This window comes from Flavonifractor sp. DFI.6.63 (assembly GCF_024462255.1).
In the GTDB taxonomy this organism is placed as follows: Bacteria; Bacillota; Clostridia; order Oscillospirales; family Oscillospiraceae; genus Lawsonibacter_A; species Lawsonibacter_A hominis.
This window is the reverse complement of record NZ_JANGBE010000005.1, coordinates 90,236-115,740: the sequence shown is the minus strand read 5'-3', so window position 1 is coordinate 115,740 and position 25,505 is coordinate 90,236. Positions and strand designations below refer to the sequence as shown.

The window sequence follows — 25,505 nt, the reverse complement described above, 5'->3', positions numbered from 1 at the left end:
CCCGATCAGACTTCAAAAAGCTCGGCCTGCGGCTTCACATCGTAGCGGCTGACCAGGATGGAGGCCACGGAGACGATGTCGCGGGTCCGCTTCACAGCGCCGCAGCCGCCTGCGGGGCCGTTGGTATAGAGCGCCTCCACTTCGTTGCCGATCAGATCGGCGTCCGCTTTGGTCTTGGCCCGGCCGGCCACACGGACCCGCACCTCGGAGGGCGCTTCGTTATACTTGTAGTCCGGGTTCCAATACAGGCTGTTGCAGCCGATGAGGTCGAACTTCAGCTCGTCGAACTTACCGGCGGCCACCAGCTCCAGCCGCTCCTTGACGATCTCCAGGGCCAGCTTGGCACGCTCCACACAACCGGGGCCGCCGTAGCTGATCTCGCCGTCGCCGATGAAACAATCCTTATACCCGATGGAGCATTTGAAGGTCTCCGTCTTGGGTTTTCCGGTGGCGCCTTCCGCCTTCACCACGTCGGGAGCGGTCTGGGTGAACTTGACCTGCTTGAAGTTGGCCACCACGTCGGGGGTCAGGTAGACCTCGGGGTCGTGGATCTCGTAGCAGATCTGCTCGGCGCAGGTGTCGGGGGTGACCATGCCGCCCGCCCCGGGCACCTTGGTGACGAAGAAGGAAGCGTCCTCGGATACCTCGATGATGGGGAAGCCCAGATGGCCCACGCCGGGCACGTCCTTTTTGCCCGGCTCGGCGTAGTAGCCGCCGGTGACCTGCCCGCCGCACTCCAGCAGGTGGCCGATCATCGTGCCCTTGCCCAGCTTGTCCCAGTCCTCCAGGGACCAGCCGAATTCATGGATGATGGGCGCCAGGAAGATGGCCGGGTCGGACACACGGCCGGTGATGACCACGTCGGCGCCCATATTCAGCGCCTTCAGGATCCCCTCCACGCCCATGTAGGCGTTGGCGGAGACGATCTCGCCGGGCAGCTTGGACAGGGGCTCATGGGTCTCCCACACCTCGGCATCCCTGTATTTGTCGATGACGGGCAGCAGGTCGTCTCCGGTGACGCAGGCGATCTTCATCCCGGTCAGGCCGTGCCGGTGGGCGATCTCCACACACTTTCGGGCCGCCGCCTGGGGGTTGGCGGAGCCCATGTTGGTAATGACCTTCACCTTGTGCTCCCAGGCCAGGGGAAGCGCCTTCTCCATACGGTGCTCCAAAAGGCCGTTATAGCCCTTGGCGGGGTCTTTCAGCTTGGCCTGCTGGCCGATGGCGATGGTGCGCTCGGCCAGGCACTCGTAGCTGATGTAGTCCAGATTGCCCTTCTCAATGAGCTCCAGAGAGGGCTCCAAACGGTCGCCGGCATAACCGGCGCCGCTGCCGATGCGGATGGTTTTCATGGTAATTGCTCCTTCTTGTTGAAAGTCGCGGCAACAATGGACTGAGGTCTACGGTTAAAAGGAAATACTGTGTGCTTCGGCGGAGCCTTAGACTCGCCTCAGAATCTCCACCAAGCAGCGATAGCAACGGTCAAAGGAAGCTATATCCAGCTTTTCGTCTGGAGTGTGGGCCTGATAATGAGTGGCCACTAGCAGAATCATATCCAGCCAAGGCATATTGCGCAGGAAAAAGCCAATCTCATTACCATAGTGGGCACCAATGGGGCGGATATGCTCGCCATTCTGCTCGAACCATACTTGGTCAAACACATTGTAAAGGGGAGTCCCAGCCTCTACATTGTGGCCGTAGAAGTAGTTTTCTACATGATACTCCACGTCAAATAGTTGGGCCAACAGTCGGCTTTGCTCATCCATATCTAGCATCTTGGAGGTAATGGCGCTGGTGGGGCGGTAGAACCAGCCGATAGAGCTATCTGTGGTCTCAATGGTCTCTAGGCTGAAAGAAGAGATGGGCAGGCCGGGGAAGACCAGGCTGGTATCCACCAGGCCTGCGGGGAGCAGACGAAGCAGGGTGACCACCTTGTCTGTGACATCTTCCGGCATGGCGGGGGATGCATGGGCCTTCTCGCTGAGGGAGAGGGTCATGTTGGGGTCGCTCTCCTTGTGCTCAAACTTAACCTCTTCTAGCACCCGCTGTGCAACCTCCCGGGCCTTGTCCATGTGTTCAAGGGCCAAGGCTATGCGGGCGGTGCAGTCTACGGGAATGGTGGTCTGGCTGCCGCCGTTCAGACTGATGAGTCGGCAGGGCACCTCTTTGCGGATGTAATAGACAATACGTACCACCGTCTTAATGGCGTTGGCCAGTTGACGCTCCTGAAACTGGACGTGGGCTCCAGTTAGTCCGTGAACCTGGATGGCCAGCTCCGCTGCATCCTTCAGAACTTCCCGCTGGAAGCGCTTAGTGAAGCGGGCGTTGGCGGCACCGGCAGCAATGAGCAGGCTGGTACCCTCTAGGTTGCCATCCATGCTAACATACTTCCGGGCCTTCAGCTGGGAGCAATCAAATTTCTGAACGCCGTACAGACCGGGTTCCTCCGCCGTGGTAAAGACACACTCTAATTCCGGGTGCTTCAGGCTCTTGTCCTGCAAAATGGCCAGCATATAAGCCACGGCTACGCCATCATCGGAGCCGCAGGTGGTCTCCTCTGCCATCAGATAACCGTCGTCAGTGACCTTTAGTTTAATGCCTTCGTGCTCAAAGTCAAATGTGCTGTCCGGGCGCTTGTTCCAGATCATGTCCATGTGCCCTTGGAGCATAACTACCTCATGGGCCTCGTAGCCGGGTGTAGCGGGCTTACGTACTACAACATTGTTGGCACTATCCCGGGTATATTCCAGTCCCAAATTCTCGGCAAAGCTGCACACAAAATCGGCAATTTTTTCTTCCTTAAAGCTACCCCGAGGAATAGCGGAAATATCTTCAAACAGCTTGGCATAGGGCTTGTCAGTATGATCGAGCACATATTTCATGGGTGTTTCGGTCCTTTCTTCTCAGATAAGCAGTTTTAGGTGGATAACAGAGACGAGTTAGGTCTTCTGGATGGTGTTTCCTGCAGTGAGCTTACATACCACAAAACCTACCAGAGAAGAAACCGGCAGAATGATATAGACAGGGTGCCAGGAGACGCTCATACCAGTGAGAACCCAGACAATACCCACCAGAATGCCAGAAACGATGCTCCAGCCTGCGGCCCTCGCATTCATTTTCTTCCAGAACATTCCGGCTACTAAGGCAAAGAACATGGGACCGGTAACGCAGGCTATGAGTACCGTGACCAGCTCATTGAGGAAAGACTGTTGGATCATAAAGGTTGGGATAATGGTGATAAATCCGTATGCAAAAGCGATGAGCCGGGTATAGGTCAGCTGGGTGCGTTCGGAGACCTGCCTCTTCTCATAAACAGGCAACAGTAGCTGACGTATGATGGTGCAGATGGCCAGCAGCTGTCCGGCCAGGGTACAGATAACAATCAGGGCAATGGACGCAAAAATAAGTGCGGTGAGCCAGTTTGGGCAGTAAGTGTTAATAACGGTGGCGAAAGCTAGAGAACTGCTGCCGCCCACGTCCAGGTTCATGGCGATACACACCATACCCAGCAGAGCGCAGATGAAACCGCATGGAAGGTTGAGTACGGCACCAAAAAAGATACCCTTTCTGGCGGAAGCGTCATCCTTAGCGATGAGGGAAGGCTGAATGGCGGCCTGCATGGTGAGGAAGGCCACAAAACAGGTCAGAAACCAGCTAAACCAGGTCTTGGGGGGCATGGTAAAGAGGTTGAAGTAGCTTGCGTCCAGGGTGTTGGTCAGTGTGGCAAAGCCGCCGGTCTGGTTCATTACCAGCACCAAGCCGATGGCCATGGCGACATACATCAGGATACAACCCACCTTGCTGACGTAGTTAGCACCGTTGACACCAGAGACCACAGTATAAGAAATGGCCAACACCAGGCCGATGATGCAGGCCCAGGTCAGGTCCAGAGCAGGAATAATGGTGCGGAATACAGTGGTAACGGTGAAAAGCTGAATGGGAATGTAGATAAAACCCATAATCAGATAGGAATAGGAGTAGAGGTTGCTAATGCCGGAGGAATAGCGGTTCTTCATGAAGTTGGAAATGGTGTCTTCTGTAATGTATTTACGCAGGTGGGTAATGAAGAACATAGACAGAATCATGGCTACAGTGCCGGCAATGCCATACCATGCACCGCCGATACCCAGGGTATACCCATTCTGGGTCGCACCAATAGTAGAAGTCCCGCCAATTTGAAATGTAACCAGCAGGATACCTACAGTTACCCAGTTCAGATTCTTACCGCCGTTTGCCCATTGGGCGGCACTTTTTACCTTTCTGCCTGCCAAAATACCGATGAGACATATTACTACGATCAGGATGAACATTAACGCTGCTTTCATGGTCTACCTCCCCAAAATTATGTGTTGTGGCGGTGGCCCGCTGTTTAGCCACACGTTGCATACCCTCTCGCTTTGTATAACAACCGTGTTTGCGTACAGCGGGAATTTGTGTACACACCCGAAACAGAAGCAAGCGGCATGCCAAAATAGGCAGCATAAACAAAAGCTGTAAAAGCTAGAAATCCCAATGGATACACGGGTGGAGGAAATATCCGGGTTCAAAACGAATTCTAAATTTTCAGAACAAGATATGCAAATCGGGGAGTAGAAAAGGCAAGAAAGCTGACACTGTAAGGATTCTTAAAAAATAGAACAAAATTCTAATTCTTTAGAAACAAACGTTTATGAAGCATTAAATTTTTAGAAAACAGATAGTTTGTTGTAGAGGGTAGCCAGAGAAATACCGAGTTCCTTGGCGGTTTTTTTCTTACCCTCCAGCGAGGACCCGTTGTGTTCCAGCAGGGCCAGAATGGTTCGCTTCTCAAAGTCGCGGGTCCGCTGGGCCAGCGTGCGCGGCACACCGTCCTCCCGGCGCCCCAGGTCGCCGGGCAGCGTGTCGGCGCTGATCAGCCCCGAGGGGGTAAGATAAGCGGAAAACTCCAGAACATTGCGCAGTTCCCGCACGTTGCCCGGCCAGTCGTGCTCCCGCAGGCGCTCCGCGGCGTCCACCGACAGATGAAAATTCCTGCGCAGTTTGTGGGACAGCTCGTCCAGAATGGCCTGGGCCAGGACAGGGACATCGCCCGGACGCTCCCGCAGGGGCGGGATCCGGATGGGAAAGGTGTTCAAACGGTAGTACAGGTCTTTGCGGAATTTGCCGCTGCGGACGTATTCCGGCAGGTCGGCATTGCAGGCTGCGATGACCCGCACGTCCACCTCCGTCTCCTTTACCGCCCCGACCGGACGCACCCGATGCTCCTGGAGGGCCCGCAGCAGCTTGGCCTGGAGGCTGATGTCCATTTCAGACACCTCGTCCAGGAACAGGGTGCCGCCGTCGGCGGCCTCGAACAGGCCCACCTTGCCGCCCTTCCGCGCCCCGGTAAAGGCCCCCTCCGCATAGCCGAACAGCTCGGAGTCCAGCAGCTGCGCGTTGAAGTTGGAGCAGTTGATCGCCACGAAGACCCCCTCCTGCCGGGGGCTGGCATTGTGAATGGCCTGCGCATAGAGTTCCTTGCCGGTGCCGCTTTCCGAGGCCAGCAGCACGGTGGCGTCGGTGGCGGCGATCTTCTGCGCCAGCTCCTTGGCCTGCACGGCGGCGGGACTCACGGCCACGATATCGTCAAACGTATAACGGGCTCCGTTGGCGCGGTTGATGCTGCGCAGCACCTGACGGCTGCGGGCTTCCATCGCCTCCAGCTCCTCCCGGGCCTGATAGGCGTCCTCCAAAAAGGTCACGACCGAGAGCCCGCCTACCAGCAGGCCATTCTGATAAATCGGGTACATGTTGACAAAATAGAAATCCTCGATCTCCTTGCGGGTAATGTGAAGAATGGGCTTTCCCGCCTCCAGCACCTCCGGCAGACGGGCGCCCGGCCGCAGGTCCCGCAGGCGGTAGCCCTCGATCTCCCCGATATCGCCCCCGGCCTCTTTGTTCAGAAACGAGCGGTAGGCCCGGTTGCCGAAGACGATCTTTCCTTCGATGTCGATGATGGTAACGCCTTCGCTCATGGCGTCAAACGCGGCCCGCGCCGCGGCATTGAGTTGCATCGTCCCATCTCCTTCCCGTAGGGGTATTGTATCCTCGCGCGGTCCAAAACGCAATACCATCCGCGCTTTGGGTCCGGTCTTCCGGCGCTGCGGCATTGTCTTTTGCCGCTAAAAGTGCTATCCTATTTTTAAAATCTGCAGGTGCAGGCGTATTCGTCCGGCCCTTCGGTCAAATTCCTGCCGCGCTGCGGCCAGGCCCCGCGCGCAGGCGTCGATCCCACAGACTGCGTGAAAACGCCCTGGAGACGCCTTCGAAGTTCATCAGGAAATGGGTGTATCAATTCCGTGACCACTCCTGCAACAAAAACGCGCGTATCCATGCGCAGGAAATACCTGTTCCGCCTGACCTTCCGCATCGCCGCGGCTCTGGCCGCACTGCTGCTGCGGCTGCTGCGGCCGGAGGTCTTTGCCGTTCTGGACGGGGCGGCCTTTTTCCGCGGTTTTTCCGTGCTCCACCTGTTCTGGCTGGTCTGGGCGGGCGACATGGTCCTCCAGCTGCTCCCCCTGCGCCGGCATATGGCGCTCGGTTCCCAGAAGCAGTTCTCCCGCTGCCGTATCCCGACCGGGCGCGCTCCGGACCGGGCGGCCCTGCGCACGTTCGTCCGCCAGAGCGACCAGACCGCCGGAGCGGTCTTTCTGCTGTGGCTGCTCCTCACTCTGGCGGTCGGTCTGCTCTACCGTACGCGGGTGCTGGGAAAGGCAGAGCTTTTTCTGCTCTGTGTATGCTTTTATGTATGCGACCTGATCTGTGTGCTCTTCTTCTGCCCTTTCCGGATCTTCTTTCTGAAAAACCGCTGCTGCGCTACCTGCCGCATCTTCAATTGGGACCACCTGATGATGTTCAGTCCCTTCGTCTTCGCGGCGGGCTTTTTCACCCTGAGCCTCTTTTTTCTGGCCCTGCTGGTGTTTGTGGTCTGGGAAGCGGCGTTTCATCTCCATCCGGAGCGCTTTTGGGAGCAGACCAACGCCGCCCTGGGCTGTGCGGCATGTACCGACCGCCTATGCGGCCGCGCCCTGTAACGCATGCGCCCGCCCCGCTCCAAACCGGTGGCCGCAACGCCCCGTTCCCCGGCCGGAACAGGTCTTGCGCCCTTTTCCGGCCAGCCAAAACGCCCCGCGCGTCAGTGACGCGCGGGGCGTTTTGGCTGGTCGGTCCGGCTGCGTTTCAGTGGTTGAGCAGGCGCACCCGCAGCACGCCGTCAATGGCGCGGATCTCATTGGCGACGCTGTCGCTGACCCGGCTGCCCACATCCACCACAGTGTAGGCGTAGTCCTTCTTGGACTTGTTGGTCATATTCTCCACGTTGACCCCATCCTTGGACAGCACGCCGGTGATCTGGGCGATGATGCCCGGGGTGTTGCGGTGGATGACGCACAGGCGGGAGATGCCGCTCCACTCCTGCACCAGGGTGGGCAGGTTGACGGAGTTTTTGATGTTGCCGTTCTCCAGGTAATCCCGCATCTGCTGGGCGGCCATGACGGCGCAGTTCTCCTCGCTCTCGGGGGTGGAGGCGCCCAGATGGGGGATGGGGATGACGTTTTTGCCCTGGAGGATCTTGTTGTTGGGAAAGTCGGTGACATAGGCCGCCACCTTGCCGCACTCCAGCGCGGCCAGCATGTCGTCGTCGTTGACCAGTCCGCCCCGGGCCAGGTTGATGATGCGCACGTTGCCCTTCATCATATGGATGGAATCCTCGTTGATCATCCCGCGGGTCTCGGAGGTCTGCGGAACATGGATGGTGATGTAGTCACAGTTTTTATAAATGGTCTCCAGATCCATGGCCCGGTGCACCAGGCGGGACAGAGAGAGCGCCGCGTCTACGGACAGGAAGGGATCGTAGCCGAAGACGGTCATGCCCAGCTTGGTGGCGATATTGGCCACCTGCACGCCGATGGCGCCCAGGCCGATGACGCCCAGCATCTTGCCGGAGAGTTCCGGGCCCACGAACTGGCTCTTGCCCTTCTCCACCACTTTCTCCACGTCTGCTCCGGCGCCGGCCTGCTCCCGCACCCAGGCGGAGCCGCCCACCACGTTGCGGGAGGACAGCAGCAGAGCGCACACGGCCAGTTCCTTGACGGCGTTGGCGTTGGCGCCGGGGGTGTTGAAGACCACGACGCCCGCCTCGGAGCAGCGGTCGATGGGGATATTATTGGTGCCCGCCCCCGCCCGGGCGATGCAGCGCAGGGCGTCGGGGAAGGGATACTCGTGCATGTCGGCGGAACGGACGAGGATGCCGTCCTCATTCTCCACATCTCCGCTGACGGAGAAGCGGGTTTGATCCAGCACGGACAGCCCGGCCGGGGAAATCTTATTCAGCGTCTTGATCCGGAACATCGTTGTCCCTCCTCCTTCAATTGTTTTGATCGAACGCGCGGATAAAATCGCACAGCTTCTCCACGCCCTCGGTGGGCATGGCGTTGTAAATGGAAGCGCGCATCCCGCCCACGCTGCGGTGGCCCTTCAGGTTGGTAAAGCCGGCCTCCACGCTCTGCTTGACGAACTGGGCATCCAGCTCGTCGCTGCCGGTGCGGAAGACCACGTTCATATCGGACCGGGAGCCGGGCTCCACCGCGCAGGTGAACCGGCGGGACGAATCGATCACGTCGTAGAGCATCTGGGCCTTGGAGTGCTTGATGGCCTCCATGCCGGGAATGCCGCCCTTCTCCTCCAGCCAGTCCAGCACCAGGCCCAGGATGTAGATGCACCAGCAGGGCGGTGTATTGTACATGGAGTCCTTGTCAATCATGGTCTTGTAATTCATCATCAGCGGGGTATAGGGCAGTTCCTGCCCGGCCAGATCCTCCCGGATGACCACCACGGTCAGACCCGCGGGGGCCATGTTCTTCTGTGCGCCGGCGAAGAGGATGCCGTACTTGCTCACGTCCACCGGACGGGAGAGGATGTCCGAGGACATATCGCACACGATGGGCACGTTGCCGGTCTCGGGCACGTACTGCCACTCGGTGCCGTAGATGGTGTTGTTGGCGCAGTAGTAGAAATAGGACGCCTCAGGATCCAGCTCCAACTGCTCCTGCGCGGGGATATAGGTGTGGTTCCGGTCCTCGGAGGAGGCGGCCAGATGGATCTGGCCGAACTTCTTGGCCTCCTTGTAGGCGATATTGGAGAAGTTGCCCGTGACGGCGTAATCGGCCTTGCCGGTCCTGCCGATCAGGTTCAGGGGCGCCATAGAGAACTGGGCGGAAGCACCGCCCTGCAGGAAGAGGACCTTATAGCCCTCAGGCACGCCCAGCAGCTTGCGGAACTTGGCCTGGGTATCGTCAAAGATCTTCTGAAACACCTTAGATCGATGGCTCATCTCCATGACGGACATGCCGGAGCCCTGGTAATTCGTGATTTCAGAACCGGCTCTCTCAAGCACCTCCAGCGGCAGCATGGACGGGCCTGCGGAGAAATTGTACACGCGCTCGTTTCCCATGATAGATGGCCTCCTCGATTTCCTTCCAAATTTCAGGCGCGGCGGGCGGGATTCCACCGCTTTACCTTGATAAAGTTGATTATATCGGATTGCCGTGTGTCATGTCAATGCTGGGAATATCCAAAACTGTGCCGTTCACCAGGAAAAGTTTGTGAATATTTGAACGAAGCCTTGGCATATCCCCTGAATCTGTGGTACAATGTCGGCGTATATAGAAGCTTGATTTATCATGAGGGGGACAAAGCCTATGCGGCTTGCCGAGATCAAAGGGATCCTGAACGCCACGGTATTGTGGGGTGAGGACAAGCTGGACCGGGAGGTCTTTTCCGCCTGCGGCAGCGATTTTATGAGCGACGTGCTTGCGTTTGTCAAAAACCAGGCGCTGCTGCTCACGGGCCTGGTCAATCCGCAGGTGATCCGCACCGCGGATATGGTGGAGATGAAGTGCGTGGTCTTCGTCCGCGGAAAGATGCCCGGTATGGACATCCTGCACCTGGCGGAAGAGCGGGATATCGTTGTGATGACCTGTCCCAAGCGTATGTACGAGGCCTGCGGCCTGTTATATTCCAAAGGATTGCGAGGATACTGCGATGGAGACAATTAAGCTGGTCTACCCTGTGGAGGGCGGCGACATGATCGAGGCCGGCGAGGCCTCCAGCAAGATGAAGCTCACCCTGAAGAAGCTGGGCCTGCCCCAGGATGTGATCCGCCGCGCCTCGATCTGCATGTACGAGGGCGAGATCAACATGGTCATCCACGCCGACGGCGGCGAGGCGGAGGTCGAGGTGGACATGGACCGCATCGTCCTGCGTATGACCGACACTGGTCCCGGTATCCCCGATGTGGAGCAGGCCATGCAGGAGGGCTACTCCACCGCAGGCCCCACCGCCCGGGAGCTGGGCTTTGGCGCGGGCATGGGCCTGCCCAACATGAAGCGTTATTCCGATGAGATGACCATTGAAACCGAGGTAGGCAAGGGCACTGTGGTCACCGTCGTGATCAAAATTCCCCAGTGAGGAATCATCCAGCCAAAGGAGGTGAGAGGGCCCCATGAGCATGAGGCATTCCGTAGTCCTGGATGACAGGCGCTGCCGGGGCTGCACCTCCTGCATCAAGTGCTGCCCCACGGAGGCGATCCGTGTGCGCGGGCGCAAGGCCACCATTCTGCCCGACCGCTGCATCGACTGCGGCAATTGTATCCGCGTGTGTCCCCACAAGGCCATCAAGTCCGTGGGCGACGCTCTGGAGCGGCTGAAGGAGTTTTCTTACTGCGTGGCGCTGCCCGAGCCCGCGCTTTACACACAGTTCCAGCACCTGGACGATGTGGACATCGTTCTGAACGGCCTTTTGAAGATCGGCTTTCACAAGGTCTGGGAGGTGGCCCGTGCGGCCGAGCTGATCTCGGCCTTTGAGCATGAATGCGTCCTGCGCCGGGGGCGTCCGGCGGTAACGCCCCAAATCTCCTCCTCCTGCCCCACCGTGATGCGGCTGATCCGCATGCGCTTCCCAAAGCTCATCGACCATGTGGCCTGCACCATCCTGCCGATGGAACTGGCCGCTATCCTGGCCCGGCGGGAGGCGGAGGCCGAGACCGGCCTTGCGCCGGAGCAGATCGGCGTATTCGCCATCGTGCCCTGTTCGTCCAAGGTTACCGCCGCCCGGGTCTCCCAGGGACTGCGGGAACCGGTGCTGGACGGAGCCTTCGCCGTCCGGGACGTATACCTGCGCCTGCTGACCCCCATGCGGGAGCTGGAACGGGTGGAGCCCCACTCCACTGCGGGCGCCCTGGGCCTGAGCTGGGCGGCCTGCGGCGGAGAGAGCGCGGCCCGCGCCAGCGAGGGCTGCGTGGCGGTGGACGGGATCGAAAACGTCATCCGCATGCTGGAGGAGATCGAAGACGGCCGCCTGCCCGAGGCGGATTTCCTGGAGCTTTCCGCCTGTACGCAAGGCTGTGTGGGCGGCTGCTTCAATGTGGAAAATCCTTACGCTGCAAAAATGCGCCTGCGCGGCTTGATGAAGGGCCTGCCGGAAACGCGCAGCAGCTTCACCCTCCAGGGGCCGGCGCAGGAGATCGTGCGGCGGGACAAGCAGCTGCAATACCTGCCCGCCTTCCTGCTGGACGAGGATCGGGAGGCGGCCATGGCCAAGCAGCTGCGCATCCAGGCGCTGGAATCCCACCTGCCCGGCCTCCACTGCGGCTCCTGCGGGGCCCCTTCCTGCCATGCCTTTGCGGAGGATGTGGTGCTGGGCCGTGCCTCTGAGGACGACTGCATCTTCAAAGTACGGGCCCGGATGCGGGATATGGCCGGAGAAGGCGGGGCAGATGAGTACCTGCCCGCTCCCTTCCGCCGCCAGCAGCCCTTACATCACGACTGAACACGGCCGCCGCAAGACCCATGCTTCTTGCGGCGGCCGTGTTTTCGTTTTTCCGGACGGGGCTTCCGGCCATGATGCTGCGCGGGCGGCGCCGGCAGGCCGCTACCGCCCTCCTTTTCCTTTCCGGCGCAGCGCAAACAGGTCTCCCAGCACCGGTACGCGGGAAACGAGCTCATACAGCCCCAGGCAGATGGCCAGGGTGAGCCCCAGGCAGAGCAGATAGTTCCAACCGGCGGGCAGATTCAGCCAGTTGGTCACCCCCCAGGTACACACCGTCAGGACCAGATAGTGGAACTGATAGAGGGCGAACCCCCGGGCGCTTATGTATCGGGTCAGGCGGTTCTCCCGATCCCCCCAGGCCCGCGCGCAGCCCACGGCGGCCAGTGTCATGCACCAGCCAAACAGGGTGGTAACCGGGTCTTCCACAAAGGCAGCGTCGGCAAAGCTTTTGCCGAACCACCGCGCCAGCACCCAGACCAGCAGCGCCCCGGACGCCCCCAGCAGGGGCAGATGAAATCGCTGGAGCCGCTGCGTCACCTCGTCGTGTGCGAAGAGGAAGTACCCCGCCAAAAACAGTACGAAGTAGAGCAGATAGCGGTTGGTGGCGTTCAGCACCTGGGAACCGGCCCAGAACAGGAGCCAAAGGCCCAGCAGTACGGGCATGCCCGCCCGGCCGCACAGATCGTAGAACCGGCCGCTCCGGTCCAGCCTGCGCAAGGGCAGCAGCAGCAGGGTGACGAGAAACAGCGCCAGCAGGAACCACTGCGGCCCCATGCCCATGAGGGCCAGAAAGAACAGCGCAATGGCGGGCGAGGGGAAATAGGCGATCATCTCGCCCACCGAGCCTCCCTTGACGGCGAAGGCGAAGCTGACCAGCGGTATCCCCAGCAGGACCACCCCCGCCGCAAAGGGGATCAGCAGTTTGCGCACCCGCGCCGCCAGAAACCGCCCCGTGCTCTGCTCTTCCAGGGCATACCGGGCGCTGATCCCGGCCAGCAGAAACATACAGGGCATAAACCACGGATAACAGAAGTAGGCGATGGCGTCCAGAGCGGGAATGCCGGGGGCGTTCACATTCATCGGCACCCCCGCGCTGTTGAAAAAGCAAACCAGGTGATGGAGCACCACCAGCAGAATGATGACCCAGCGCAGGTTATCCAGCCAAATCCGCCTCACGCTTCCTCGCCGCCCTTCCGCCGGAAGGCGCGCTCCAGCGCCTCCACATTGGCCAGGAACACCTTGGGGTCCACCAGGGCCAGGCCCCGGTTCTCCCTTCCCTCATCTCCAAGCAGCATCAGCTGATCCCCCGGCCGGATGCCAAAGATCTCCCGGGCGCGCTTGGGGATGACGATCTGTCCCCGCTCCCCCACGGTCACCAGGCCAAACATGTGCTTTCCCTTGGGCGGCACTCCAACGCCGGTCTTCGCGCGGTCGTGGCGCACCAGGTCGTCCAGGGTCACATGGTACAGCTCCGCCAGGGCGGCGCAGTTGTTCAGATCGGGAGCGCGTTCCCCGCTCTCCCACTTGGCCACCGCCTGACGGGTCACGCCGATGCGCTCGGCCACCTGTTCCAGCGTGAGTTTGTTCCAGCTTCTCAGATCCCGCAGATTGGAAGCAAGCGTCTCATTCCTATCATTCATACTTTTCACACCTCTTTTTCACAGTATACCCTTGCGGCGCAGCGAGTGCAACCAACCGCCGCTTACGTTTTCCGTTCGATTCTGTTGACAAACAAGGAGGCGTCCCCATGACGGTACAGACATTGAAAGAAATGCTTTCCCTGACGGAATTCCATCTGGCCGAGCCGGAGCGGGAGGTGTCCGGCGGCTACGCCGGCGACCTGCTCTCCTGGGTCATGGGCCGGGCAGAGGCGGGTTCGGCCTGGCTGACCATCATGTCCAATCAAAACGTGGCCGCCGTAGCCCTGATGGCCGACGCGGCCTGTGTGGTGCTCACCGAAGGCGTCCAACCCGATCCGGACCTGCTCCGCCGCGCCCGGGAAAAGGGCGTCAACCTGCTGGGCACCGCCCTGCCCACCTATGCCGCCGCCTGCGCCCTGGGCCGGTCGCTTGGACTTTAGCGGGCCACGCCCGTCTGTGATTCGGGAGGTGTCCGCCCTTGAAACTCTACTATGACCTGCATCTGCACTCCTGCCTTTCGCCCTGCGGGAGCGACGACATGACCCCCGCCGACCTGGCCGCCATGTGCGCCCTGGCCGGCCTGGACGTGGTCGCCCTCACCGACCACAACACCGCCGGTAACTGCGCCGCCTTCTGCCGGGCGGCGCAGCGCAACGGCCTGCTGGCACTGGCGGGCATGGAGCTGTGTACCCGGGAAGAGATCCATATGATCTGCCTCTTCCCCACGGTCCAAGCGGCCGAGGGATTCTCCCGGCAGGTGGCCCGCCGCCTGCCCCCGCTGAAAAACAGGCCGGAGCTCTTCGGCCATCAGTACTATATGGATGAATGGGACCTGGTATTGGGGGAGGAGCGCGCCATGCTCCTCGCCGCCGCCGACATCGGCGTGGGCGAGGCGGGGGCGCTGGCGGCCCGCTTCGGCGGCGTGGCTTATCCCGCCCACATTGACCGCGCCAGCTTCTCGCTTCTTTCGGTGCTGGGTCTGTGGGAGCCGTCCCTCGGTTTTTCTCTGGCGGAGGTATCCCCCCGCTGCTCCCCGGAATTCCGGCAGCGGAGCGACTTGACCGGCGTCCGCCTCATCACTTCCTCCGACGCGCACAGTCTGGACCAGGTATGGACGGCGGAGCATGCCATGGACCTGCCTGAGGCGACGACCCACGCCGTTTTGGAATATCTTCGGGGCGATCTGCCATTTTAGTCTTTACAAGCTACTTACTTTATGGTAAGCTTCTAATAATCGTTAATCGTTTAACAATAACAGAATTGCAGACCACATTTTAAACTCATCATTTCAGAAGGGAAGGGACACATTCATGCCAAACTGCAAAACCGTGGTCCCCTATCGGGGCACGCCCGAGCAGGAGGAACGGCTGCGGCAGGTCATCGCGTCGCACAAGGGGCAGCCCGGAGCGACCATGCCGGTCCTCCAGGCCGCGCAGGAGATCTTCGGATACCTGCCGGAGGAGGTCCAGGTCATGGTGGCGGAGGGGCTGGATATTCCCCTGTCGGAGGTATACGGCGTGGCCTCGTTTTACGCGCAGTTCACGCTGAACCCCAAGGGAAAGTATCAGATCTCCATCTGTCTGGGCACCGCCTGCTATGTCAAGGGCGCCGCCGCCATTCTCAGCGCCGTGGAGCAGAAGCTGGGCATCGCCCCCGGCGCGATCACCGCCGACGGCAAGTTTTCGCTGGATTCCTGCCGCTGTGTGGGCGCCTGCGGCCTGGCCCCCGTCATGATGATCAACAACGACGTCTACGGCCGCCTTACCCCGGACCAGGTGGGGCCGATCCTCGATATGTACAAATGAAAGACCTTTCCCTCCACATCCTGGATATCGCCCAGAACTCCATTACCGCCGGGGCCAGACATCTGGACCTTACGCTCACGGAGGAGGCGGGACAGATCGCCTTCACGGTGACGGATGACGGCTGCGGCATGTCGCGCGCACTGCTGGAGCAGGTCAGCGACCCCTTCACCACCACCCGTACGACCCGGAAGATGGGCCTGGGCATCCCCCTGCTGCGCATGGCGGCGGAGCAGACCGGCGGCAGCGTGGAAATCACGAGTACGGAAGGGGCCGGCACCACGCTGCGGGCCGTGTTCAACGCGGCGCATATCGACTGCCCTCCACCGGGCGACATGGGAGATACCCTCTCCCTGCTTATCCAGGGCGCGCCCGCGCTGGAGATCGTCTACACCCGCGCAGCGCACGGCCGCCGCTTTCGCCTGGACACCGCCGAGCTGCGGGAGCAGCTGGGGCCCCAGGTCTCCCTGGCACAGCCGGAGGTGGCCCTCTGGGTTCGGGATTATATCCGGGAGCAGGAGGCCGCGCTGCACTCCCCCGAGCCGCGAACCGCAAGCGGCGATCGACCGTAGAAGGAAATGAAATAAGGAGAGAACTGTATGAAGAGCCTTGCAGATTTGCAGGCCATCCGCGAGAAGATGCAGCGTCAGATGGACCTGCGGGACGCGGACGGCGACCAGATCCGCGTGGTGGTAGGCATGGCCACCTGCGGCATCGCGGCGGGCGCGCGGCCCGTTTTGACCGCCTTTTTGGAAGAGATCGAAAAACGCGACCTGAAAAACATCACCGTGGCTCAGACCGGCTGCATCGGCGTGTGCCGGCTGGAGCCCATCGTGGAGGTATACGTTCCGGGGCAGGAGAAGGTCACCTATGTGAATATGTCCCCGGACAAGGTGCCCGCCGTCGTCAGCGAGCACCTGGTCAACGGCCGCGTGGTGACGGACTACACCATCGGCGCGGCGGAATAGGGGGGCAGTCATATGAGTCTGATCCGTTCCCACATCCTGGTGTGCACCGGCACCGGCTGCTCCTCCTCCCAGAGTCCCAAGATCATTGCGGAATTTGAAAAACAGCTGGCCGCCCAGGGCATGGACCGGGAGGCCAAGGTGGTACGCACCGGCTGTTTCGGCCTGTGCGCGCTGGGCCCCATCGTCACCATCTATCCCGAGGGCGCTTGTTACACCCACGTAAGCATGGAGGACGTGGAGGAGATCGTCTCCGAGCACATCGTCAAGGGCCGCATTGTCAAGCGCCTGCTCAACCGCGGCGGCGAGGGCGAGGGCCCCGCCACCTCTCTGACCGAGACCCGCTTCTACAAGCACCAGCAGCGTATCGCCCTGCGCAACTGCGGCGTCATCGACCCGGAGAATATTGACGAGTACATCGGCGCGGACGGCTATTCCGCCTTGGGCAGGATCCTCACCGAGCGCATCCCGCCCCAGCAGGTCATCGACACGGTGAAGGCCTCCGGCCTCCGGGGCCGGGGCGGCGCGGGCTTCCCCACCGGCATGAAGTGGCAGTTCACCCACGACGCGGTCAGTCCCGACGGCATCAAATACGTCTGCTGCAACGCCGACGAGGGCGACCCCGGCGCCTTCATGGACCGCTCCGTACTGGAGGGCGATCCCCATGCCATTCTGGAGGCTATGACCATCGCGGGCTACGCCGTGGGCGCCCATCAGGGCTATATCTACGTGCGGGCGGAATACCCCATCGCCGTCAAACGCCTGGAGACAGCCATCCGTCAGGCAAAGGAATACGGCCTGCTGGGGGAGAACATCTTCGAATCCGGCTTCGACTTCGACCTGGAGCTGCGCCTGGGCGCGGGCGCCTTCGTCTGCGGCGAGGAGACCGCGCTGATGCGTTCCATCGAGGGCCATCGGGGCGAGCCCAAGACCCGCCCCCCCTTCCCCGCCAACAAGGGCCTGTTCGACCGGCCCACCCTGCTCAACAATGTGGAGACCTACGCCAACATTACCTGGATCTTCAACCACGGGCCCGAAGCGTTTGCCGCCATCGGCACGGAGAAGAGCAAGGGCACCAAGGTCTTCGCGCTGGGCGGAAAGATCACCAACACAGGTCTGGTCGAGATCCCCATGGGCACCACCCTGCGCACGGTGGTGGAGGAGATCGGCGGCGGCGTGCCCGGCGGCAAGAAGTTCAAGGCCGCCCAGACCGGCGGCCCCTCGGGCGGCTGTATCCCCGCCTCCCTCATCGACACGCCCATCGACTATGAGTCTCTTGGCGCCATCGGCTCCATGATGGGCTCCGGCGGCCTGATCGTCATGGACGAGGACAACTGCATGGTGGATATCGCCAAGTTCTTCCTGGAGTTTATCGTGGACGAATCCTGCGGCAAGTGTTCGCCCTGCCGCATCGGCACCAAGCGCCTGCTGGAGCTGCTGACCAAGATCACCGAGGGCAACGGCGAGCCGGAGGACCTGGATACCATCGAAGAGCTGTGCAACCACATCAAGCAGTCCGCCCTGTGCGGCCTGGGCCAGACCGCGCCCAACCCGGTGCTCTCCACCCTGCGCCACTTCCGGGATGAATACGAGGCCCACGTATACGAGAAGCGCTGCCCCGCCGGGGTGTGCAAGGCACTGATTCAATACCTGGTGGATCCCAGCAAGTGCAAGGGCTGCACCCGCTGCGCCCGCGGCTGTCCCACCGGCGCCATCTCCGGCGCGGTACGCGCGCCCCATATCATCAATCAGTCCAAGTGCATCAAATGCGGCGCCTGTATGGACCACTGCCGCTTTGACGCCATCTACAAGCAGTAAGGGAGGGAGACGGACATGGACAAGAAGATGGTATCCCTGCGCATCAACGACATCCCCGTCACCGTTCCCGAGGGGACTACGGTGCTGGAGGCCGCCCGCTCTGCGGGCTTCAACATCCCCTCTCTGTGCTATCTCAAGGACGTCAACGAGATCGGTGCCTGCCGCATTTGTGTGGTGGAGGTAAAGGGGGCCAAAAGTCTGGTGGCCTCCTGTGTGTACCCCGTGGCTGAGGGCATGGAGGTGCATACCAACACGGAGCGGGTGCGTCAGTCCCGGCGGCTGACGCTGGAGCTCATCCTCTCCAACCACCGGATGGACTGTCTCACCTGCGCCCGCAACGCCCACTGTGAGCTGCGCCAGCTGGCCAGCGACCTGGGCATCGACGCGGTGCGCTACGCGCCCGACGATCTGATGCCCCGGATCGAGGACTCTGCGCCTCATCTGGTGCGGGACAACTCCAAGTGCGTGCTCTGCCGCCGCTGCACCGCCGTGTGCCGGGCCACCCAGGAGGTCGGCGTGATCGGCTGCAACGACCGCGGCTTTGACACCCACATCGGCTGCGCCTTCGACCGGGATCTGGCGGAGGTGGACTGCGTGTCCTGCGGCCAGTGCATCGTGGCCTGTCCCACCGGCGCGCTCCAGGAGAAGGACGATACCGGCAAGGTCCTCGCCGCCTTGTCCGACCCTGCCAAGCATGTGGTGGTCGGCCCCGCCCCTTCCATCCGGGTCACACTGGGCGAGTGCTTCGGCCTGCCCGTGGGCGCCAATGTGGAGGGCAAGATGGTCACCGCCCTGCGCCGTCTGGGCTTCGACCGGATCTTTGATGTGGATACCGCCGCCGACTTTACCATTATGGAGGAGGGCACCGAGTTTCTTCACCGCCTTCACGGCGGAGGCGCGCTGCCCCTCATCACCTCCTGCTCCCCCGGATGGATCCGCTACTGTGAGCAGCACGCCCCCGACATGATCCCCAACCTGTCCACCTGCAAGTCCCCCCAGCAGATGTTCGGCAGTCTGGTGAAGACCTACTACGCCGAACAGGCGGGCATCGACCCCCACGATATCTTCGTGGTGTCCATCATGCCCTGTACCGCCAAAAAGTACGAGGTGCTCCGGGAGGAGCAGCGGCTGCCCAACGGCTGCATGCCGGTGGACGTCTCTCTGACTACCCGCGAGCTGGGCCGTATGATCACCCAGGCCGGCCTGCTCTTCGACCACCTGCCCGACGGCTCGTTCGACGAGATGCTGGGCGTCTCCACCGGCGCGGCCGCCATCTTCGGCGCTTCCGGAGGCGTGATGGAAGCCGCTCTGCGCACCGTGGTGGAGCAGCTCACCGGCGACCCCATGGCCCCCCTGGAATTTACCGAGGTGCGGGGCATGCAGGGCGTGAAGGAGGCCAGCTATCCCCTGCCCGGCCGCACCGTACGGGTCTGCGTGGCCTCCGGCCTGCACAACGTAAAGCTGGTGCTGGACGGCGTTCGGGACGGTAGCCTGCACTACGACTTTATCGAGTTCATGGCCTGCCCCGGCGGATGCATCAACGGCGGCGGGCAGCCCATCCAGCATGCCGACGTGCGCAACTTTACCGATATCAAGGCCCTCCGTGCCGCCGCCCTGTACCGCCAGGATGAGGATATGGAGTACCGCCGCAGCCATGAAAACCCCGTGGTCCAGACCCTCTACCAGGTCTATCTGGACGGCCCCGGCTCCCATAAGGCCCATTCACTGCTCCACTGCTCCTACCTCAAGCAGAAGCGCTACCGGCTCCGCTAGCGCCGGCTGAGCGGCTTCTTCTGCCGCCTGTCGTCTCCAGCTTTGAATACAACCGGCCCGCAGACGCCATCCAGACGTCTGCGGGCCGGTTTTCACAGTGGACGCGGGAGGACGTTTCTGCTATGATATTCCACGACAGGAGGGAAATCGGCATGAATGTATTTCTTTCAGCGGACCTTGAAGGCACGGCCTTTGCCGTCACCCGGGAGTCCCTGCGCCCCGGCGGGCACGACTATGAGCGCAGCCGTCAGGAAATGACGCTGGAGGTCCTGGCCGCCGCGGAAGGGGCCCGTGCCGCCGGAGCGGACCGGGTGGTGGTCCGGGACGCCCACGGCCCCGGCATCAACCTCTACCCCGAACAGATGCCCGACTATGTGGAGCTTATCCGCGGCTGGAGCTATGAGCCAAGGATGATGGTGGAAGGATTGGACGAGCATTTCGACGCCGCGCTTTTCGTGGGCTACCACAGCGCGGCCGGCCAGGAGGGCAACGCACTCAGCCACACCATCTCCGGCGCGGCGCTCCACTCCATCCGCGTCAACGGTCAGCCCGCATCGGAGTTTTTGATCTACAGCTGGCTGGCAGCCTACTACGGCGTGCCCAGCGTCCTGCTCACCGGAGATCGCGCCCTGTGTGAGGCGGGCAAGGCGCTGCATCCCGCTCTGGTGACCGTGCCGGTGCGGAACGATGTGGGCGGGCGGGCGCAAAGCCTCAGCTCACCGGCCGCCTGCCGCCTGATCCGCGCGGCGGCGGAACAGGCGCTGCGTCAGGATCTGCAGGCCGCGCGGATCTCCCTGCCGGAGCATTTTCAAGTGCAGCTGTGCTATAAGGATCACGCCATGGCTTACCGGAAAAGCTTCTACCCCGGCGCCGCATGGGCGGATCCCTGCACCATCGTGTTTGAATCCGACGACTGGTATGAGGTCAATCGTTTTTTTGCCTTTACGATCCTGTAACGGCATAGAAAAAAGGCCTGCTGCGCTGGCAGCAGGCCTTTTTATGCTGTTTAGTCGGTAACAAAGGGCAGCAGCGCAATCTGACGGGCGCGCTTGATGGCCTCGGTCAGCTGACGCTGATGCATGGCGCAGGTGCCGGTGGTGCGGCGGGGCAGGATCTTGCTCCGCTCGGACAGGAACCGGCGCAGCTTCACGGCATCCTTATAATCAATATGCTCCACCTTATCCACACAGAAGGTGCAGACCTTGCGGCGCTTGCGGCCGCGGGGACGCTCTCTATCCATAGCCATTACGGGAAACCTCCTTTTTTCACGGGCCGACAGCCCGGCTTGTTTGATCCGGCGCGTCCGTCCGGCGCGCCGAAGGTCCTTTAGAAGGGCAGCTCACCGTCGTCGTCGGTCAAACCGGCAAACTGGTCGCCGCCGGAGGGCGCGCCATAGCCGCCGGAAGGAGCGGCGGGAGGCGGCGCATAGCCGCCGGCCGCGGGCGGCGCATAGGCGCCCGACGCCTCAGCGTCCCGCTTGGAATCGCCGAAGTAGACGTTGTCCGCGATGACCTCGGCCGAGCGGCGCTTGCCGCCCTCCTTGTCGGTCCAGTCGCGGATCTGAAGGCGGCCCTCCACCACAGCCATACGGCCCTTGGTGAAGTAGCGGGAGACAAACTCCGCCGTCTGCCGCCAGGCCACGATATCAATAAAATCGGTGGCCTTCTCGCCGGTATTTCTGTCCTTGAAGTCCCGGTCCACGGCCAGGGAGAAGGAGGCCACGGCGGTCCCCGTCTGCGTGTGGCGCAGCTCCGGGTCACGGGTCAGCCGACCCATGAGAATGATCCGGTTCAGCATATCTGCTTCCCCCTTACTCGTCCTTGCAGACGATCAGAGAGCGCATGACGCCGTCGGTAATGCGCAGGATACGATCCAGCTCACGGGGGAATTCGGGCTTGGAGCTGAAGGTCATCAGCACGTAGTAGCCCTCGGTCAGATCGTTGATGGGATAGGCCAGATGCCGCTTGCCCCACTCGTCGACCTCCGCCAGGGTGCCGTTGTTCTCCACCAGAGTCTTGAACTTGGTCACCATGGCAGCGGTGGCCTCCTCGCCCAGATTGGGATCCAGGATGTAGACCACCTCGTAATTTCCGCTGAGTTTTGCCATTGTTTGCACCTCCTTATGGACATATGGCCCCCGCCCTTTGTCGGGGGCAAGGATGTGCCTGTTTCAGAAACAAGCTATATTATTATATAGGATTATACCAAAAAGTCAAGCCCATTTTTCCAAATCAAGGCGCACCCCGGAACAGGAACGCGGGGGCAAGACGGGTTCCGGCTTTCGTCCGGACCCGGACGAAAACGACCGCCTCCGGCTTGCGCCGGAGGCGGTCGTTTGTTGGTCCTATAACGCCGTCAGCGGCCCATGCGCACCAGATAGTCTGCCGCCGCCGACACCAGCAGGATGCCCGCTCCCAGAAGCAGCGCGGTATAGCGCCGGTCTGCCGCCCGGAACAGCCCGGAGGGCCGCGGCCGGTCCGGCGCATCCTCCTGCTGGGGACGGGGCCGCAGCTGAAACGCCTGCTTGGGCAGACTGTCTCCTTTCAACAGAAGGATACCGCCGAACAGCAGGGTAAATCCTCCCGCCAGCATCAGTCCCGACCGGGCCGTCTCAAGGCCGTTGGCGGCTCCTCCCGCCAGGGTCCCCACACCCCACAGGACGGCGCCCAGCGCCAGCCCGATCCCCAGTCCCAGCACCAGGGCCAGAAGCAGATCCCGCAGGACCGTTTGCAGCTTCCGCATGGCGCTACACCAGATGGCAGGCCACAAAATGGCCCGGCTCGACTTCCCGCAGGGCGGGCGTCTCCTGGCGGCAGCGCGCGCAGGTGCGGCTGCACCGGCCCGCAAAGCGGCAGCCCGGAGGCGGGTCCACAGGGCTCGGGATATCCCCTTCCAGTTGGATGCGTTCCCGGGTCAGCTCGATCTCCGGGTCCGGGATGGGAATAGCGGAGAGAAGCGCCTGGGTATAGGGGTGCAGGGGCTTGTCATAGAGCCGCTCCGACTCGGTCAGCTCCACCAGCGTCCCCAGGTACATGACCGCGATGCGGTCGGAGATGTGCTTGACCATCGCCAGGTCGTGGGCGATGAAGAGGTAGGTCAGGCCCATCTCCCGCTGGAGCTTCACCAGCAGGTTGACGATCTGGGCCTGGATGGACACGTCCAGAGCGGAAATCGGCTCGTCGCACATGATAAAGTCCGGATTGACGGCAAAGGCCCGTGCAATGCCGATGCGCTGGCGCTGTCCGCCGGAGAACTCATGGGCAAAGCGGTTGGCGTGCTCCTTGTTCAGGCCCACCATGTTCAAAAGCTCATAGACCCGCTCGGTGCGCTGGGCGTGGTTTTGGGCCAGGCCATGGATGTCGATGCCCTCGGCGATGATATCGGCCACCGTCATGCGGGGATTCAGGGAGGCGTAAGGGTCCTGGAAAATGATCTGGGCCCGGCGGCTGAAGGCCAGCTTGTCCGCGCCCCGCAGCTTGTGTACATCCCGCCCGTCAAAGAGGGCCTCTCCGCCGCTTTTGGGATACACCCCCATGGCGGTGCGCCCGCAGGTGGTCTTGCCGCAGCCCGACTCCCCCACCATGCCCAGGGTCTCGCCCTTGTAGATGGTGAAGGACACGTCGTCCACCGCCTTGACGGTGGCCCCTCCGGCGGCGGGGAAATACTTTTTCAGGTGCCGGACCTCCAGCAGAGGCTCCTTTTCCTTCATATCCCGCCCGCCTCCTTTCTGACGACGAAGGGCGCGTCCACCTTGGGCGCCCGGGGGTCGTGAAGCCAGCAGGCCGCCTGGTGCCCCCCGCCGAAATCGGTATCGGGGGGCATCTCCTCTTTACATACGGGCATGCAGTACCTGCACCGGGTACAGAACGGGCAGCCCGCCGGAGGGCTGAGCAGGTCGGGCGGCGTGCCCTCAATGGTGGCCAGCTCCTGCTTGTTCTTCAGGTCCAGCCGGGGCACCGCCTTCAGCAGGGCCCAGGTATAGGGGTGGCGGGGATGATAGAAGAGTTCCGCCGAGGTCCCCCGCTCCACGATCTTGCCGGAATACATGACGCAGATGTGCTTGGCGATGCCCGCCACCACGCCCAAATCGTGGGTGATCAGGACGATCGCCGCGCCCAGCTCCCGCTGGAGCTGCTTCATCAGGTCGATGATCTGGGCCTGGATGGTCACATCCAGGGCCGTGGTGGGCTCGTCCGCGATGAGCAGTTTGGGATCGCAGGCCAGCGCGGTGGCGATCATGGCCCGCTGGCGCATGCCGCCGGAGAACTGATGGGGAAATTCCTGGGCCCTGCGCTCCGGATTGGGGATGCCCACCCGCCGCAGCAGCTCCACCGCCTTCTCCGCGGCCTCGGCCTTTCCCGCCCGGCCGTGGACCCGCAGGGTCTCGGCGATCTGCTTTCCCACCCGCATGGTGGGGTCCAGGCTGGTCAGCGCATCCTGAAAGATCATGGCGCACTGCTCGCCCCGGTACGCGCGCCATTCCCGCTTTTTCATTTTCAGGATGTCCCGCCCTTCATAGAGGATCCGGGAGCCCGGCTTGATCTCGCCGGGGTCCTGGATTAGGCCCATGATGGACTTGGCGGTCACGCTTTTGCCGCAGCCCGACTCTCCCACGATGGCCAGGGTCTCCCCTTTCTCCACTGCAAAGGACACGCCGCGGACCGACTGGACTTCTCCGGCGTAAGTGTGATAGGAGACCCGCAGGTCCTGGACCTGTAATAATTTTTCTCCCATAGCCTGCGCCTACTTTCTCAGTTTGGGGTCCAGCGCGTCCCGCAGTCCGTCCCCCAGCAGGTTGAAGGCCAGAACGATGAGCACCAGGGCCGCGGCGGGGAAAATGAGCTGGAGCGGATAGAACTCCATCGCCGCCTGCCCCAGAGAGATCATGACGCCAAGAGAGGTGTTGGGGGGCTGGAGCCCGATCCCCAGGAAGCCCAGGGTGGATTCCTGAAAGATATAATTGGGGATGGAGGTCGCGGTGTTGAGGATGAGGATGCCGATGGTATTGGGGATCAGGTGCTTCAGGATGACCCGCCGGGCGGGGGCGCCCAGGGACTGGGCCGCCATGACGTACTCCGAGCTTTTCAGCTGGAGGATCACGCCCCGCATGGCCCGCGCGGTATTGCACCAGGAGGTGACGCACAGTGCCACCAGCAGGCTGGGCACGCTGTTGTCCAGCACCATCATGACGATGATGACCACCAGCAGGTAAGGGATGGACATCATCACTTCAATGACGCGCATCATGATATTGTCCACCCAGCCGCCGAAATAGGCCATGATGCCGCCGTAGGCGCAGCCCACCACCACCTGCACGCAGGTGCAGACCAGAGCGATGAGCAGGGATACCCGTCCGCCCACGCACACCCGGGCAAAGATGTCCCGGCCCAGCATGTCGGTGCCGAACCAGTGCTCGGCGCTGGGGGGCAGGTTTTTCAGGGTCGGCTGCATGTAATCATACTCCCAGCCGCAGAGCAGCGGGCCAAAAATCACCAGCACCACCATCAGCACCAGCACTACGATGGAAGCCATGGCGATGGGGTTTTTCCGCAGCCGCCGCCAGGCGTCCTGCGCATAGGTGATCGTGGGACGGGCGATGGCCTCTTTGTCCGCGTCGGCGCAGCCGATGATGACGAAACGATTGTCTGCCGCTTGTTCCATT

The 25,505-nt window shown here is 61.9% G+C and carries 27 protein-coding genes; 12 read left to right on the top strand and 15 right to left on the bottom strand.

The window, feature by feature from the left end:
• Positions 1-5: 5 nt before the first annotated feature.
• The 4 genes from NE547_RS04300 to NE547_RS04285 all read right to left on the bottom strand — a co-directional run bounded on the left by NE547_RS04300 (position 6) and on the right by NE547_RS04285 (position 6,032).
• Positions 6-1,352, bottom strand: a complete 1,347-nt coding sequence (locus NE547_RS04300) for an acyclic terpene utilization AtuA family protein (RefSeq protein ID WP_256174871.1) — start codon at positions 1,350-1,352, stop codon at positions 6-8.
• Positions 1,353-1,439: 87 nt separating this feature from the next.
• Positions 1,440-2,882 carry a M20/M25/M40 family metallo-hydrolase gene (locus tag NE547_RS04295; RefSeq protein ID WP_186907645.1) on the bottom strand — a complete coding sequence of 481 codons (1,443 nt, stop codon included), beginning with the start codon at positions 2,880-2,882 and terminating at the stop codon, positions 1,440-1,442.
• A 57-nt stretch (positions 2,883-2,939) separates the two neighbouring features.
• On the bottom strand, positions 2,940-4,325 hold the full coding sequence (locus NE547_RS04290) for a sodium:solute symporter family protein (protein ID WP_256174870.1): 1,386 nt from the start codon (positions 4,323-4,325) through the stop codon (positions 2,940-2,942).
• A 360-nt stretch (positions 4,326-4,685) separates the two neighbouring features.
• A complete protein-coding gene (locus NE547_RS04285) occupies positions 4,686-6,032 on the bottom strand; it encodes a sigma-54-dependent Fis family transcriptional regulator (protein ID WP_186907643.1) in 1,347 nt (448 codons plus the stop codon).
• 285 nt (positions 6,033-6,317) lie between these two features.
• On the opposite strand from NE547_RS04285, the gene NE547_RS04280 reads away from it, so the two are divergent.
• Positions 6,318-7,052 carry a hypothetical protein gene (locus NE547_RS04280; RefSeq protein WP_256174869.1) on the top strand — a complete coding sequence of 245 codons (735 nt, stop codon included), beginning with the start codon at positions 6,318-6,320 and terminating at the stop codon, positions 7,050-7,052.
• A 145-nt stretch (positions 7,053-7,197) separates the two neighbouring features.
• Here NE547_RS04280 and NE547_RS04275 read toward each other — a convergent pair whose 3' ends face one another.
• Both NE547_RS04275 and serC read right to left on the bottom strand, forming a co-directional pair.
• The gene (locus NE547_RS04275; RefSeq protein ID WP_186907641.1) at positions 7,198-8,367 is read right to left on the bottom strand and encodes a phosphoglycerate dehydrogenase; all 1,170 of its coding nucleotides are present in this window, start codon (positions 8,365-8,367) and stop codon (positions 7,198-7,200) included.
• A 16-nt stretch (positions 8,368-8,383) separates the two neighbouring features.
• A complete protein-coding gene (gene serC / locus NE547_RS04270; RefSeq protein WP_256174868.1) occupies positions 8,384-9,469 on the bottom strand; it encodes a 3-phosphoserine/phosphohydroxythreonine transaminase in 1,086 nt (361 codons plus the stop codon).
• Positions 9,470-9,716: 247 nt separating this feature from the next.
• On the opposite strand from serC, the gene NE547_RS04265 reads away from it, so the two are divergent.
• From NE547_RS04265 to NE547_RS04255, 3 genes are read left to right on the top strand one after another with little or no spacing between them, the layout of a single operon-like run.
• Positions 9,717-10,073 carry a hypothetical protein gene (locus NE547_RS04265; protein ID WP_256174867.1) on the top strand — a complete coding sequence of 119 codons (357 nt, stop codon included), beginning with the start codon at positions 9,717-9,719 and terminating at the stop codon, positions 10,071-10,073.
• Positions 10,060-10,485 carry an ATP-binding protein gene (locus tag NE547_RS04260; protein ID WP_186907638.1) on the top strand — a complete coding sequence of 142 codons (426 nt, stop codon included), beginning with the start codon at positions 10,060-10,062 and terminating at the stop codon, positions 10,483-10,485. The genes NE547_RS04265 and NE547_RS04260 overlap by 14 nt, the downstream gene beginning before the upstream one ends.
• Positions 10,486-10,519: 34 nt before the next feature.
• Positions 10,520-11,845 carry a [Fe-Fe] hydrogenase large subunit C-terminal domain-containing protein gene (locus NE547_RS04255; RefSeq protein ID WP_186907637.1) on the top strand — a complete coding sequence of 442 codons (1,326 nt, stop codon included), beginning with the start codon at positions 10,520-10,522 and terminating at the stop codon, positions 11,843-11,845.
• A gap of 102 nt (positions 11,846-11,947) precedes the next feature.
• On the opposite strand, the gene NE547_RS04250 is transcribed toward NE547_RS04255, so the two are convergent.
• Both NE547_RS04250 and NE547_RS18530 read right to left on the bottom strand, forming a co-directional pair.
• Complete coding sequence (locus tag NE547_RS04250) at positions 11,948-13,021, bottom strand: acyltransferase family protein (protein WP_256174866.1); 1,074 nt, start codon at positions 13,019-13,021, stop codon at positions 11,948-11,950.
• Positions 13,018-13,485, bottom strand: a complete 468-nt coding sequence (locus NE547_RS18530; protein ID WP_186907635.1) for a helix-turn-helix domain-containing protein — start codon at positions 13,483-13,485, stop codon at positions 13,018-13,020. The genes NE547_RS04250 and NE547_RS18530 overlap by 4 nt, the downstream gene beginning before the upstream one ends.
• Positions 13,486-13,592: 107 nt before the next feature.
• Here NE547_RS18530 and NE547_RS04235 point away from each other — a divergent pair, with 107 nt between their 5' ends.
• The 8 genes from NE547_RS04235 (at position 13,593) to NE547_RS04200 (ending at position 20,799) form a co-directional block, all read left to right on the top strand.
• On the top strand, positions 13,593-13,925 hold the full coding sequence (locus NE547_RS04235; RefSeq protein ID WP_186907634.1) for a DRTGG domain-containing protein: 333 nt from the start codon (positions 13,593-13,595) through the stop codon (positions 13,923-13,925).
• A 38-nt stretch (positions 13,926-13,963) separates the two neighbouring features.
• Positions 13,964-14,680: a PHP domain-containing protein gene (locus NE547_RS04230; protein ID WP_186907633.1), complete on the top strand. Its 717-nt coding sequence runs from the start codon at positions 13,964-13,966 to the stop codon at positions 14,678-14,680.
• Between the two features lie 115 nt (positions 14,681-14,795).
• Positions 14,796-15,290, top strand: coding sequence for an NADH-quinone oxidoreductase subunit NuoE (gene nuoE, locus NE547_RS04225; RefSeq protein ID WP_186907632.1), 495 nt, complete (start codon positions 14,796-14,798; stop codon positions 15,288-15,290).
• Positions 15,287-15,859: an ATP-binding protein gene (locus NE547_RS04220; protein WP_256174865.1), complete on the top strand. Its 573-nt coding sequence runs from the start codon at positions 15,287-15,289 to the stop codon at positions 15,857-15,859. Before nuoE ends, NE547_RS04220 begins: the two co-directional genes overlap by 4 nt.
• A gap of 27 nt (positions 15,860-15,886) precedes the next feature.
• Complete coding sequence (locus NE547_RS04215; protein WP_256174864.1) at positions 15,887-16,255, top strand: (2Fe-2S) ferredoxin domain-containing protein; 369 nt, start codon at positions 15,887-15,889, stop codon at positions 16,253-16,255.
• A gap of 12 nt (positions 16,256-16,267) precedes the next feature.
• Positions 16,268-18,070: an NADH-quinone oxidoreductase subunit NuoF gene (locus NE547_RS04210; protein ID WP_256174863.1), complete on the top strand. Its 1,803-nt coding sequence runs from the start codon at positions 16,268-16,270 to the stop codon at positions 18,068-18,070.
• A gap of 15 nt (positions 18,071-18,085) precedes the next feature.
• On the top strand, positions 18,086-19,843 hold the full coding sequence (locus NE547_RS04205) for an NADH-dependent [FeFe] hydrogenase, group A6 (RefSeq protein ID WP_186907628.1): 1,758 nt from the start codon (positions 18,086-18,088) through the stop codon (positions 19,841-19,843).
• A 152-nt stretch (positions 19,844-19,995) separates the two neighbouring features.
• A complete protein-coding gene (locus NE547_RS04200) occupies positions 19,996-20,799 on the top strand; it encodes a M55 family metallopeptidase (RefSeq protein ID WP_186907627.1) in 804 nt (267 codons plus the stop codon).
• Positions 20,800-20,849: 50 nt separating this feature from the next.
• Here NE547_RS04200 and rpsR read toward each other — a convergent pair whose 3' ends face one another.
• The 7 genes from rpsR to NE547_RS04165 all read right to left on the bottom strand — a co-directional run bounded on the left by rpsR (position 20,850) and on the right by NE547_RS04165 (position 25,504).
• Complete coding sequence (rpsR, locus tag NE547_RS04195; RefSeq protein ID WP_007490771.1) at positions 20,850-21,089, bottom strand: 30S ribosomal protein S18; 240 nt, start codon at positions 21,087-21,089, stop codon at positions 20,850-20,852.
• Positions 21,090-21,169: 80 nt separating this feature from the next.
• A complete protein-coding gene (locus NE547_RS04190; RefSeq protein WP_186907626.1) occupies positions 21,170-21,640 on the bottom strand; it encodes a single-stranded DNA-binding protein in 471 nt (156 codons plus the stop codon).
• A gap of 13 nt (positions 21,641-21,653) precedes the next feature.
• The gene (gene rpsF / locus NE547_RS04185) at positions 21,654-21,950 is read right to left on the bottom strand and encodes a 30S ribosomal protein S6 (RefSeq protein ID WP_186907625.1); all 297 of its coding nucleotides are present in this window, start codon (positions 21,948-21,950) and stop codon (positions 21,654-21,656) included.
• A 248-nt stretch (positions 21,951-22,198) separates the two neighbouring features.
• Positions 22,199-22,585, bottom strand: a complete 387-nt coding sequence (locus NE547_RS04180; RefSeq protein WP_186907624.1) for a hypothetical protein — start codon at positions 22,583-22,585, stop codon at positions 22,199-22,201.
• A 4-nt stretch (positions 22,586-22,589) separates the two neighbouring features.
• A complete protein-coding gene (locus NE547_RS04175; RefSeq protein WP_256174862.1) occupies positions 22,590-23,552 on the bottom strand; it encodes an ABC transporter ATP-binding protein in 963 nt (320 codons plus the stop codon).
• On the bottom strand, positions 23,549-24,577 hold the full coding sequence (locus NE547_RS04170) for an ABC transporter ATP-binding protein (RefSeq protein WP_186907622.1): 1,029 nt from the start codon (positions 24,575-24,577) through the stop codon (positions 23,549-23,551). The genes NE547_RS04175 and NE547_RS04170 overlap by 4 nt, the downstream gene beginning before the upstream one ends.
• A gap of 9 nt (positions 24,578-24,586) precedes the next feature.
• Entirely contained in the window at positions 24,587-25,504 is a 918-nt protein-coding gene (locus tag NE547_RS04165) for an ABC transporter permease (RefSeq protein WP_186907621.1), read from the bottom strand.
• Position 25,505: the final 1 nt, after the last annotated feature.

Excerpts from the sequence above, each read along its gene's own strand:
- NE547_RS04165 (WP_186907621.1), bottom strand. The coding sequence starts at position 25,504 with ATGGAACAAGCGGCAGACAATCGTTTCGTCATCATCGGCTGCGCCGAC.
- NE547_RS04285 (WP_186907643.1), bottom strand. The coding sequence starts at position 6,032 with ATGCAACTCAATGCCGCGGCGCGGGCCGCGTTTGACGCCATGAGCGAA.
- NE547_RS04210 (WP_256174863.1), top strand. The coding sequence starts at position 16,268 with ATGAGTCTGATCCGTTCCCACATCCTGGTGTGCACCGGCACCGGCTGC.
- NE547_RS04190 (WP_186907626.1), bottom strand. The coding sequence starts at position 21,640 with ATGCTGAACCGGATCATTCTCATGGGTCGGCTGACCCGTGACCCGGAG.
- NE547_RS04255 (WP_186907637.1), top strand. The coding sequence starts at position 10,520 with ATGAGCATGAGGCATTCCGTAGTCCTGGATGACAGGCGCTGCCGGGGC.
- NE547_RS04180 (WP_186907624.1), bottom strand. The coding sequence starts at position 22,585 with ATGCGGAAGCTGCAAACGGTCCTGCGGGATCTGCTTCTGGCCCTGGTG.
- NE547_RS04175 (WP_256174862.1), bottom strand. The coding sequence starts at position 23,552 with ATGAAGGAAAAGGAGCCTCTGCTGGAGGTCCGGCACCTGAAAAAGTAT.
- rpsF (WP_186907625.1), bottom strand. The coding sequence starts at position 21,950 with ATGGCAAAACTCAGCGGAAATTACGAGGTGGTCTACATCCTGGATCCC.
- NE547_RS04220 (WP_256174865.1), top strand. The coding sequence starts at position 15,287 with ATGAAAGACCTTTCCCTCCACATCCTGGATATCGCCCAGAACTCCATT.
- NE547_RS04235 (WP_186907634.1), top strand. The coding sequence starts at position 13,593 with ATGACGGTACAGACATTGAAAGAAATGCTTTCCCTGACGGAATTCCAT.
- NE547_RS04275 (WP_186907641.1), bottom strand. The coding sequence starts at position 8,367 with ATGTTCCGGATCAAGACGCTGAATAAGATTTCCCCGGCCGGGCTGTCC.
- NE547_RS04300 (WP_256174871.1), bottom strand. The coding sequence starts at position 1,352 with ATGAAAACCATCCGCATCGGCAGCGGCGCCGGTTATGCCGGCGACCGT.
- serC (WP_256174868.1), bottom strand. The coding sequence starts at position 9,469 with ATGGGAAACGAGCGCGTGTACAATTTCTCCGCAGGCCCGTCCATGCTG.
- nuoE (WP_186907632.1), top strand. The coding sequence starts at position 14,796 with ATGCCAAACTGCAAAACCGTGGTCCCCTATCGGGGCACGCCCGAGCAG.
- NE547_RS04260 (WP_186907638.1), top strand. The coding sequence starts at position 10,060 with ATGGAGACAATTAAGCTGGTCTACCCTGTGGAGGGCGGCGACATGATC.
- NE547_RS04205 (WP_186907628.1), top strand. The coding sequence starts at position 18,086 with ATGGACAAGAAGATGGTATCCCTGCGCATCAACGACATCCCCGTCACC.
- NE547_RS04215 (WP_256174864.1), top strand. The coding sequence starts at position 15,887 with ATGAAGAGCCTTGCAGATTTGCAGGCCATCCGCGAGAAGATGCAGCGT.
- NE547_RS04265 (WP_256174867.1), top strand. The coding sequence starts at position 9,717 with ATGCGGCTTGCCGAGATCAAAGGGATCCTGAACGCCACGGTATTGTGG.
- NE547_RS18530 (WP_186907635.1), bottom strand. The coding sequence starts at position 13,485 with ATGAATGATAGGAATGAGACGCTTGCTTCCAATCTGCGGGATCTGAGA.
- NE547_RS04170 (WP_186907622.1), bottom strand. The coding sequence starts at position 24,577 with ATGGGAGAAAAATTATTACAGGTCCAGGACCTGCGGGTCTCCTATCAC.
- NE547_RS04200 (WP_186907627.1), top strand. The coding sequence starts at position 19,996 with ATGAATGTATTTCTTTCAGCGGACCTTGAAGGCACGGCCTTTGCCGTC.
- rpsR (WP_007490771.1), bottom strand. The coding sequence starts at position 21,089 with ATGGCTATGGATAGAGAGCGTCCCCGCGGCCGCAAGCGCCGCAAGGTC.
- NE547_RS04290 (WP_256174870.1), bottom strand. The coding sequence starts at position 4,325 with ATGAAAGCAGCGTTAATGTTCATCCTGATCGTAGTAATATGTCTCATC.
- NE547_RS04295 (WP_186907645.1), bottom strand. The coding sequence starts at position 2,882 with ATGAAATATGTGCTCGATCATACTGACAAGCCCTATGCCAAGCTGTTT.